The organism is Zymomonas sp. (assembly GCF_020216885.1).
Classification (GTDB): domain Bacteria; phylum Pseudomonadota; class Alphaproteobacteria; order Sphingomonadales; family Sphingomonadaceae; genus Zymomonas.
In genome coordinates, this window is record NZ_JAIWON010000022.1 from 1 (window position 1) to 10,000 (window position 10,000).

Below are 10,000 nucleotides of genomic sequence, written 5' to 3' on the forward strand. Positions count from 1 at the left end.
CGATCATCCGGCGACGCAGGCTGGCGATGACGTTGGAACGTAAAACGATATTGCGATGTAAACGATCACGACGCAGATCAAGATAGCGATAACGCAAACGGATATCTTCAGGATAATCGGCTTCACCTGCAACCGGCAAAGGTAATTCCTGCGCAAAAGACTGAACGTCAACCTCTTCTGCGCGGATTTCGATTTCACCGGTTGCAAGATTGGGGTTCACGACTTCCGGCGCTCTTTCAACCACTTCGCCGGTAACCGTGATAACCGACTCGAGTCGTAATTGATCCAGTTTTTCGAAAACAGCCGAATCACTATCGGCAACAATCTGGGTCAAACCATAATGATCGCGAAGATCGACGAAAAGTAATCCACCGTGATCGCGTTTGCGATGCACCCAACCGGAAAGGCGGACTTTTTCGCCAACATTGGCGCGTCTAAGGGCTGAACAATTATGGGTGCGATAGGCATGCATGTATTAAATTTCCTGATTGCACGAGATTTTTGTTTACTGTTGCGCTTCGCTCGGACAGCTTGTCTTTGTCAAGGCACACAATCCGGTTAATAGTAGGCTTAATGCAGATTCATCCTCTTATCACAGATAGCGCAACGCTAGCCGCTCTTTGTTCCCGCTTATCCCGGGCTGACTTTATTGCCATAGATACCGAGTTTATTCGGGAAAACAGTTATTGGCCGGAGTTATGCCTGATTCAGATCGCGGATGATAAAGAAGCCGCGGCCATTGATCCACTGGCTCCCGGCCTGGATATGACCCCTCTTACTGATTTGTTGGTCAATAATGAAGATATTCTTAAGGTTTTTCATGCCGGAGGGCAGGATCTTGAAATTATTCTTCATCACACCGGCAAAATGCCCTTTCCTCTTTTTGACACCCAAATTGCTGCTATGGCCTTGGGTGTTGGTGAACAGGTCGGCTATTCAAATCTGGTAGAAAGATATCTTTCTATCAAATTAGACAAAGGCGCAAGATTTACAGATTGGTCACATCGCCCGCTTGACCGGCGGCAGTTGGATTACGCCATTGCCGATGTCACCCATCTTGCGACCCTTTTTCCTATGCTGTTGAAAGAATTGCGGGATAAAGGGCGTGGCGCATGGCTTAATCAGGAAATGGAACGGCTGGCCGATCCTTCACAATATATCAATGATCCCGAAAAATCTTGGCTCCGTATCCGTATGCCCAACCGGAAAGCCGATATCCTCGGTCGCTTAAAAGCCTTGGCCGCATGGCGGGAAATCGAAGCCCAAAACCGGAATATCCCAAGGGGGCGTATCGCCAAAGATGAAACCTTGGCTGATCTGGCTATACACCCCCCTCGCCGTCAATCTGATCTGGTGAAGGTGCGTGGACTTTCGGGAAGCTGGGGCAGTAATGACATCGGCCAAAGACTGATAGAAGCTATCGAAAATGCCGAATCTTTAAGACCCGAAGAAATTCCGCAACGCAATGACCGGAAATTATGCATCGGGAAAGACGGTGCCATGATTGCCGATTTGCTGAAATTATTGCTTAAAATGCGCGCCCGTGATGCCGAGGTTGCCGCCCGTCTTATCGCAAAAAGCGACGATATCGAAGGCATCATTGCGGGTGAACGCGAAAATAATCCGGTTTTGACCGGCTGGCGCTACGATATTTTCGGGAAAGAGGCGCTTGCCTTGATTGAAGGGAAAATGGCTTTCAGCGTCCAAAAAGGCAAAATCGCCATGACCCTAATTGAAAAAGAATAATTGCAACCAAAGCCTCTGCTGTTTCATTATCACAGCAGAGGTTTTTTATACCGCGTTCAATGAATAAATACGGCAATCCTATAAAAATTCGACCACTTCCGTGGCTTCAAAACTATGCGCCAAAGACCGCAGGCGACGCAAAACAGTCTCACCTTTTAATTTGTAATTACCCGAAAATTGCAGAATAATTTTGTTATTCCGATAAAGAATAGTGCTCTTTTTCAGGCTGGTCGTTACCCCTCCTGACAAACGCATTCCCAAACGAATAGCTTTACCCCAACGCACAGCGCGGATTGTGTCCGCTTCACTCAATAAATTATTGGTAATTTTCTTATCCATTGCGCCATCATAGCTGACAGCCAAAGCCTGACCGATCAAAGCTCGTCCATAGGCATCCAATCCGACCCAACGCCCATGTAAAATAATACTCAAAATTTGTTCAGCCCGAAAATCAGGATTAGCCTGCCAAGCGCTATCTGCCAATAAACAGGCGGCATGCCGTAAACGATGATAAGTGAGCGGATCTTGAGCAAAAAGGGTCGACATCCAATCGTAAAGGGCTTCACCCTGCTGATAAAAACGACCGGCCGTTTCACCACGCTGATTGGCACTCCATAAAAGCGGGTCTAACTTGCGGGTGGCCTTATCAAGGCTCAGATAGAGCAAACCTTCCCTCAATCCATAAGCCGAAGTTACCAAAGCTCGACTATGAAGATGACGGCTTACCACAGCCAACAACGCGGCTGCGTCCGAAAGCTGTTCGACACGCGAAGTTGAAATATTTGCCTTATTTTTCAACTTCTTGGGATTATTGCGCTGAATAACCCGTATCAATTTGGAAGGCCGATCGGGCGACATAATATAATTATGTAAAACAGGGATCGGATAATGCCTGACATGCATATCCAATTTAGCCAAAGATCGCCAAGCGCCACCAACCATATAGAAAGGCAAATCATGGGCATCGGCCAGCCAATCAATTTTCTTAAAGGCTTCCGATATAAAGTTATCCAAAGCATTGCGGCTTTTTTTACGAATATCCGCAATTCTTAAAACACCCAAAGGCAAAGAAACTCTGTCCTTCACGCGCCCTTTCGATACACGGATCAGTTCAAGGCTGCCGCCGCCCAAATCGCCAACAATTCCGTCTGCATCGGGGATAGCAGACAAAACGCCATAGCCAGAAGCATAGCCCTCTTCTTCTCCCGACAAAACTTCAACTTCCAGCCCGATTTTCGCTATTTCACCAAGAAGGAAAGCCCCGTTTTTAGCATCTCTAACCGCCGCTGTCGCAACGGTTCTAAGGGAGCTAAGCTCCATAATTTGTGCCAATTTCCAAAAACGCGTTAATTCGGATATTGCCAGTTCAATCGCTTTTTCATCAATCCGGCCATCCACCGGAATATTGCGGCCTAATTGCGCTGAAATCTTTTCATTGAACAGGATTCTCGGGGCGCGACTTAGCTGGTCATACACCACCAGACGGATGGAATTAGAACCGATATCAATAATACCGATAGGTCCCGATTTGCACCATTTTTTCTGTTTCGGCATCGGGCATTTTTTATCCACGTCGTTCGATCCCTGCCTGTTATTCAATATCATGAAAAATCCGTTTTAAAGGGTCACTAGGACATAAAACTGGCCGCTAGGCAGGGAAAAATCTCCCTAATCCTATAATGCTCTTATCCTATCACAGAAAAAAATCATTCCTTTTTATAAAAATATCGCCAGCCCATTATTAAAAAATAACGGGCTGGTATATTCCACACTAGATCTCTTCTCTAATCTGCAATTTCGGAATTTTGTTTTCAATCAAGGCCGTGCCACGCCCTGACAAAGATGGATTGGTCATAAAATAATGATGCAGATTGAACAAATGTTCGGGGTCTTTAATGCGTTCATAACGACCATCCGGTAACAAACGCCAACTCTGTTCGCTATCCAATAAATTGGCGACCATAATCTGATCTAATACCTGCGCATGAACAGTCGGATTCTCGATCGGAACCAAGGTTTCAACGCGCCGGTCAAAATTACGCTGCATCCAGTCAGCCGATGAAATAAAGACCAAGGCATCTTTGTGGGGCAATCCATGTCCATTACCGAAACAGACAATCCGGCTATGTTCTAAAAAGCGCCCGACAATAGATTTTACCCGAATATTATCGGATAACCCCGGTACTTGAGGCCGCAAGCAACAGATCCCACGAACAATAAGATCAATATGAACACCAGCCTGCGATGCCCGATACAGGCTTTCGATAATCGCCGGATCAACCACTGAATTTAATTTAGCCCAGATGACACCAGGCCGCCCTGCTTTGACATGCTCAATTTCAGCATCAATCAACTTCTGTAATTTATCCCGCAAACCATGCGGCGACAAAGACAACATTTCAAGATGCGGCGGTTCGACATAGCCGGTGACATAGTTAAAGAGCTGGGCGGCATCACGCCCTGCCCGCTGATCGGCGGTAAAGAAACTCAAATCAGTATAAATACGTGCCGTTACCGGATGGTAATTGCCGGTTCCGAAATGGCAATAGGTGCGGTAACTGTTGCCTTCGCGACGAACAACCATCGAAACCTTGGCATGGGTTTTCCAGTCAATAAAGCCATAGACAACCTGAACCCCTGCCCGTTCCAATTGGGTCGCCCATTTTAAATTCTGTTCTTCGTCAAAACGGGCTTTCAACTCAACCAAGGCCGTTACTGATTTCCCCGCATCAGCCGCGTCAACCAGCGAGCGAATAACCGCGGATTGTTTACCAGCGCGGTATAATGTTTGCTTGATAGCCACGACATCGGGATCGGCGGCTGCTTGCTGTAAAAAGGCCAAAACGACGTCAAAGGTTTCATAAGGGTGATGGACGATGATATCTTTTGCGCGAATAGCTGCGAAGCAGTCGCCGCCATATTCCATAATCCGTTCGGGAAATCGAGGCGTGAAAGGCGCGAATTTTAAATCCGGTCTCTCTTCTTCTACCATTCGACTTAAATCAGAAATAGCAAGGAAACCGCTGCTCTGGAATAAAATCGCATCACCGCTAATCTCATCACAAACCAGCTTTTCCAAATCCGGCGGCATGTCCTTTTCCATTTCCAACTGAATCACGCGCCCTTTGCGACGCATTTTCAAGGCAGAATGGAAAGACAGAACCAGATCTTCGGCTTCTTCTTGAAATTCGATATCACTATCACGGATAAGACGAAAGGCACCGTGACTGATGACATCAAAACCGGGGAAAAGAATAGAAACAAAACGCCGGATCAAAGTCTCAATTGCGACATAACGCGCCGGATTTTGTGGCGAACTGGCACCAGAAGGCAAACGGATAAAACGCGGCAAGGTTGACGGAATCATCAATAATTCACGTACCGGAATTTTATCAACCTGCCGCACCAGATCGAAAACAAGGCTAAAACCCTTATTCGGAATAAAGGGGAAAGGATGCGCCGGATCAAGCGCTTGCGGTGTTAAAACTGGAAAGACCTGTTCCCGAAAATGATTTTCCAGAATTTCGGCATCTTCGCCGTTGATTTCGTCGCTATTCAACACTTGAATACCGGCGGTTTTCATCTCTTCACGCAACGATAACCAACATTCTTGCTGGCTTGCCATCAATTCGCGGGTGCTTTCTGTCAAAGCCGCTAATTGCTGACCAATCGTCATCCCGTCATTGGAATAGGCATTCAAACTTTGCAGTTGTTGGCCTTTCAATCCGGCCACGCGAACCATAAAAAATTCATCAAGATTGTTACCAGAAATGGACAGGAAACGTAACCGTTCCAATAACGGATGAACCTTGTTGCCAGCCTCTTCAAGGACGCGATGATTAAAGGACAACCATGACAATTCCCGATTAAAAAAACGTTCATTCAGAGGCAGTTGGGCAATAAGGGACATATTATTTTCTTTCATCCATTAAGCGGAAAAGAACGACTGGCAGCTATCTCGACAAAAACGATTAGGCGCTTTTTCAACTTCAATATAGTGACAGATCTGATTTTCGAATCAACTCTATCAAAGATATGTGATATTTTTATAAAACCGCTTTTCTTTCTTCCGGTTGCCCCAGAACGACAAAAAAAAGACGACCTCGAATTATATTTTCCGGCCACGTCTTTCTTCATCGGGAATTTCTTCACCGGCTATGATCGCACGCACCATATTCAGGGTAATCGGGCCCCGTCTTTTCAAGGCTGCCTGATCCAACTTGTCGATCCAGTCCAAAACCGCAATATAGTTATGCTCGATACGCGGCGTTACCCATTCCAATATTTCGGTTGAAACCGGCAATCCACGTCGCCCCAAACGCCTTTCAATCAAGGCAGCAATCAATGAATCATCTGGTGCTTTAATCGCCAGATGGGGGCTCGCTATCATTCGGGAACGTAGATCCGGCAATCTGATTTTCCAAAGTGGCGGCGGCTGATCGGCAATCACCAACAAAGGTCGCTTTAATCGTTCCGCCCTATTCCATGCGTGGAAAATAAATTCTTCTGACCGTCTTTCCGCATTATCAATCAATTCACCGCCGGTGCGGGCAACAAACAGCCGTCCCAAAAGGCTGCGCCCCGATTTACGCATACCCGTTAAAAGCGCCGATTTTACAGGCCATTTCTGCCACAAGCGCAACTGCTCAACGGCGATATTATTGGCGTCACTGACAATAAAATCTCCATCATTTTCTGGCTCTGGCCAGATCAGAGGCAATGCCATCTGGGTGACAGGAGGAGAAGAGGTCATCGGTCAGGGCGTGGGCGCCAAGGGCGCCTCCTTTCTTTTTTCGGGGCTGGGTAAGCCAGCTTGGTTGTCATTTTTCAAAACAGCCTTCCCTTGCGGGGAAGAAACCGGTGTCGGGGTTATCGTTCTTTGCGTAAATGTCGACACTTCCGAAGCCGGAGCCTCGATAGAAATAAAGGTCTGATCATTTTCAAGATTACCGCCAAACAAAGCCATCATATAGATCGCATCTATATGCTCAACACCTTGTTTTAATAAGACAGGTAAATTCTCTACCGAAGCCGTTTTCAAAGTAAAATGGCCTAATATTTTTTGATCAATACCGTATTTCGCTAAAAAGGAAACAGAAACAGGGCCTCCCGGCCAACTATAATGCAACCGTATTTCAGGAGTCAAAAGACCACTCGCGCCATATTGCTCCAAAATATTTTGCCATTGTGCCTTATTATGACTACCAAGCTGGGTCGCATTCAACAAAACCGGATCAAGATTATCGCCAGTCGGCCTGACATAGGCAATATGACTATGGCTGGTTTTGAATTCTGCCCAAGCTTTTTGCCAGGCATTCCGCCATTCAAAACTGATCGGCGCTCCGGCCGTCCATGTCAAAGGCACCAATAACATCGGCGAAGAATGGTGATGATTCTTGCGAAGGCCAAGCAACGCACCACCCCGCGCCCGATCAAACTCTACGCCCAAAGTCGCAATATAACGATTCGCGCTAATCTCTTCTTTTTCGACCACCACCGAAGACACAATCGAATCCAGCTTTTTGTCAGAAAAAGGCGTGGTTGGATCTTTCAGATTGTCATCGCGGTCAAAATCATTCCGCTTATCCCATAATAATTGCCAGGCTTTTCTTTCTGCTAAACGCCATCCGATCAATCGGGCATTTTCACCTGATGAAGCACTGACATCGACACGAATACCGGTAACCAACAAATTTTCGGTTGTCTCAACTGGCGGAATACCTCTATCTCCCGGTTCAAGCTGGGCATAGGCAATAGTCGGGAACAGACTGTAACCGGTTATTATGGCCGGTAACAATCCGAAGAAAAAACGGGAAACTCCGTCAAAAAATGCTAATCTCCGCTTCACATGCAACCTTTTGAACAGTTCAGCTTAGAAATCCAAGTCTGATGGTGTAGGGCTTTTTTTATGACTAATAACAGCACGCAAAAATACAGTTATGCCGATGCCGGCGTTTCTATCGCAACCGGTAATGCGCTGGTCAAAGCCATTGCACCCCTTGCCCGTGCGACGGCGAGAGCCGGAGCCAATGCCGATCTCGGAGGTTTCGGCGGCTTTTTTGATTTAAAAGCAGCCGGCTTCAATGATCCGTTACTGGTCGCGGCGAATGATGGTGTCGGAACCAAGGTAAAATTGGCGATTACCGGCAACCGTCACGATCATGTAGGCATTGACCTTGTGGCGATGTGTGTCAATGACCTGATTGTCCAAGGAGCCGAACCTTTATTCTTTTTAGACTATTTTGCTTCAGGTCATCTCGACCCCGAATTAGCCAAAAGAGTCATCGCAGGTATTGCCGAAGGCTGCAAGATTGCCGGCTGCGCCCTGATCGGTGGTGAAACGGCTGAAATGCCCGGTCTTTACGCCGATGGCGATTATGATCTGGCGGGTTTCTCTGTTGGTGCCGTCGAGCGTTCTCAAGTGTTGGAAGCTGGTCGCGTCCGTGCAGGTGACATCATTCTGGGTATGGCTGCTTCCGGTGTTCATTCTAACGGTTTTTCACTTGTCCGCAAATTAGCTGACGGCCAAAAATGGGATTTAAAAGCGCCAGCCCCCTTCAAAAAGGACTCACTCCTTATTGATGTCTTGATGGAACCAACCCGCATTTATGTCCGGTCACTGTTACCCCTCATTCGCCAGAATGTGATTGCAGCCTTGGCACATATCACCGGTGGCGGCTTGCTTGAAAATATTCCGCGTACGCTTCCTGACAACTGCCATGCCGTTATTGATGCCAATCGCTGGGAACAACCGGATTTGATGCGGTTTTTACAGCAAGAAGGCGATCTTGATCCCGCCGAAATGGCGAGAACTTTTAATTGCGGTATTGGCATGGCCGTAATCGTCCATCCCGAAGATGCTGCCACCGTCGAGGCTGCTTTACATGAGGCAGGCGAAACTGTTTATTCCATCGGCATCATCGAAGAAGGTCAAAAAGGCTGCACAGTTGCAGGCAAAGCCGGAAGCTGGAACTCTGCTTCAGACTGGAAAGTAACCCATAATGGCTAATAGCCCAGCAAAGAAGAAGGTCGGTGTTTTAATCTCCGGCCGTGGATCGAATATGGAAGCCTTGATCGAGGCTTCCAACCGACCCGATTGCCCTTATGAAATTACCTTAGTTTTCTCCAATATTGAAGAGGCTCAAGGTCTCAAAACCGCCGAAAAGGCTGGCATCAAAACGGCTTTTCTCGATCATCGCGGCCATGGTGGACGGGCAGCCTATGATCAAAAAGTGCTGGCTATCTTACAAGAAGCCAAACTCGATATCGTGGTTCTCGCTGGTTATATGCGGATTGTAACGCCGGAATTTGTCTCAGCATGGGAAGGCCGGATGCTCAACATTCATCCCGCCCTTTTGCCGAGCTTTACTGGCCTTGACACCCATAAACGCGCATTAGAATCTGGGGTCAGATGGCATGGCTGTACCGTGCATTTCGTCACATCAGAACTAGATGCTGGGCCCATCATCGCACAGGCCGCTGTTCAGGTCTACGAAGACGATACCGAAGATAGCTTAGCAAAACGGGTATTGAAAGAAGAACACCGCCTCTACGCCGAGGCGCTAGAAGATCTTGCCGCCGATCGTCTCATTCTCAAAGATAACCGTGTTTTTCATAAGAAAGGATAATCTTATGACAAAGGAATCTTCTGTCAAAATCGGTTTGATTGGCGCTGCTGGACGAATGGGGCAAGCCATTCAGGAAGCCGCATCCCAGCAAGACATTCAGCTATCCGGTGGTATTGGGCGGAAAGGTGCTGAATTTGGCACCTATAACGATAGCGAAAGTTTGGCCAAGGCTTCCGATGTTTTGATCGACTTTTCAACAGCGGCAGCGCTTAAAGATAATATCGAAGCCGCCCTTCATCACAAAAAACCGATTATTATCGGCACGACCGGCCTTACCGAAGCTGATCACCAACTGATTGAGCAAGCTGCATCTGAAATTCCGGTTATCTTGGCCGCTAACACCTCGCTTGGGGTCAATATGCTGGCCGCTTTAGTCAAACAGGCCGCCGCCAAATTAGGCAGCGATTGGGATATCGAAATTGTGGAGATGCATCATCGCCACAAGAAAGATGCCCCATCAGGCACAGCTTTACTACTAGGACGTGCCGCCGCAGAAGGCCGTGGCGAAAAACTAGAAGCCATCGCCAATTTACAGCGCTGCCCCGCTACCGAACCCAGAAAAACCGGCACAATTGGCTTTGCCAGCTTACGGGGTGGCTCGGTTGCAGGCGACCATATGGTTGTTT

At 47.5% G+C, this 10,000-nt stretch carries 9 protein-coding genes; 4 read left to right on the forward strand and 5 right to left on the reverse strand.

All coding sequences use genetic code 11. The annotated features are described in order from the left end of the window. On the reverse strand, positions 1–472 hold a 472-nt coding region (locus tag LDL18_RS01130; RefSeq protein WP_296506267.1), incomplete at its 3' end, for an OB-fold nucleic acid binding domain-containing protein. Between the two features lie 101 nt (positions 473–573). Here LDL18_RS01130 and rnd point away from each other — a divergent pair. Beyond that, positions 574–1,746 carry a ribonuclease D gene (gene rnd / locus LDL18_RS01135; RefSeq protein ID WP_296506268.1) on the forward strand — a complete coding sequence of 391 codons (1,173 nt, stop codon included), beginning with the start codon at positions 574–576 and terminating at the stop codon, positions 1,744–1,746. 78 nt (positions 1,747–1,824) lie between these two features. Here the strand turns inward: rnd and LDL18_RS01140 are convergent, their stop codons facing one another. From LDL18_RS01140 to LDL18_RS01155, 4 genes are all read right to left on the reverse strand, one after another. Beyond that, positions 1,825–3,318 carry a Ppx/GppA family phosphatase gene (locus LDL18_RS01140; RefSeq protein WP_296506271.1) on the reverse strand — a complete coding sequence of 498 codons (1,494 nt, stop codon included), beginning with the start codon at positions 3,316–3,318 and terminating at the stop codon, positions 1,825–1,827. Positions 3,319–3,517: 199 nt separating this feature from the next. Further along, on the reverse strand, positions 3,518–5,656 hold the full coding sequence (locus LDL18_RS01145) for an RNA degradosome polyphosphate kinase (RefSeq protein ID WP_296506273.1): 2,139 nt from the start codon (positions 5,654–5,656) through the stop codon (positions 3,518–3,520). Between the two features lie 198 nt (positions 5,657–5,854). Next, a complete protein-coding gene (locus LDL18_RS01150; RefSeq protein WP_296506275.1) occupies positions 5,855–6,499 on the reverse strand; it encodes a DnaA/Hda family protein in 645 nt (214 codons plus the stop codon). 3 nt (positions 6,500–6,502) lie between these two features. After that, a complete protein-coding gene (locus LDL18_RS01155) occupies positions 6,503–7,594 on the reverse strand; it encodes a hypothetical protein (protein WP_296506277.1) in 1,092 nt (363 codons plus the stop codon). 60 nt (positions 7,595–7,654) lie between these two features. Between LDL18_RS01155 and purM the strand changes: the two genes are divergently transcribed. From purM to dapB, 3 genes are all read left to right on the forward strand, one after another. After that, the gene (gene purM, locus LDL18_RS01160; RefSeq protein ID WP_296506279.1) at positions 7,655–8,755 is read left to right on the forward strand and encodes a phosphoribosylformylglycinamidine cyclo-ligase; all 1,101 of its coding nucleotides are present in this window, start codon (positions 7,655–7,657) and stop codon (positions 8,753–8,755) included. Next, entirely contained in the window at positions 8,748–9,374 is a 627-nt protein-coding gene (gene purN, locus LDL18_RS01165; protein WP_296506282.1) for a phosphoribosylglycinamide formyltransferase, read from the forward strand. Before purM ends, purN begins: the two co-directional genes overlap by 8 nt. Positions 9,375–9,378: 4 nt before the next feature. Continuing rightward, the coding region (dapB, locus tag LDL18_RS01170; protein WP_296506284.1) for a 4-hydroxy-tetrahydrodipicolinate reductase at positions 9,379–10,000 on the forward strand (622 nt) is incomplete at its 3' end.

What these genes read in the sequence shown, in the direction of transcription:
- purN (WP_296506282.1), top strand. Translation starts at nt 8,748, where the DNA reads ATGGCTAATAGCCCAGCAAAGAAGAAGGTCGGTGTTTTAATCTCCGGC.
- LDL18_RS01150 (WP_296506275.1), bottom strand. Translation starts at nt 6,499, where the DNA reads ATGACCTCTTCTCCTCCTGTCACCCAGATGGCATTGCCTCTGATCTGG.
- purM (WP_296506279.1), top strand. Translation starts at nt 7,655, where the DNA reads ATGACTAATAACAGCACGCAAAAATACAGTTATGCCGATGCCGGCGTT.
- LDL18_RS01145 (WP_296506273.1), bottom strand. Translation starts at nt 5,656, where the DNA reads ATGTCCCTTATTGCCCAACTGCCTCTGAATGAACGTTTTTTTAATCGG.
- rnd (WP_296506268.1), top strand. Translation starts at nt 574, where the DNA reads ATGCAGATTCATCCTCTTATCACAGATAGCGCAACGCTAGCCGCTCTT.